The 364-nt window shown below is 62.4% G+C and carries 1 protein-coding gene; it reads right to left on the minus strand.

Features of this window, described 5'->3' with window-relative positions; translation table 11 throughout:
* Nucleotides 1–364 (minus strand): calcium-binding protein (locus NHU87_RS28330; protein WP_367399076.1); only part of this gene is annotated, 364 nt, incomplete at both ends.

Consider the following 364-nt stretch of genomic DNA (forward strand, 5'->3'; position numbering starts at 1 on the left):
ATCGCGGCCTTCATCAGCCAGTTCGGTGACCTTGTCGGCGACGTTGTCGATGACGTAGGTGTCGTCGCCGCTGCCGCCGCTGAGGGTGTCGGCGCTCGCACCGCCATCCAGCCAGTCATTGCCGGCCCCGCCTTGCAGGGTATTGACGGAGGCGTTGCCGAGCAGGGTGTTGTTCAGGTCGTTGCCGATTACGGTGAACGCGCCGAGGCCGGTGAGGGTGATGTTCTCGACGTTCTGCAGGCTGGTTTGGCTGAGGTCGACGGTGCTGGTGGTCAGGGTCGAAGCATAGGTGATGTTCAGCAGGTCGCGACCCTGGTCGGCAGTTTCCTGCAGCAGCGCCAATTCACCGAATTGATCGTTGATC

It is taken from the genome of Pseudomonas mandelii, from assembly GCF_024138395.1.
GTDB classification, from domain to species: Bacteria; Pseudomonadota; Gammaproteobacteria; order Pseudomonadales; family Pseudomonadaceae; genus Aquipseudomonas; species Aquipseudomonas mandelii_E.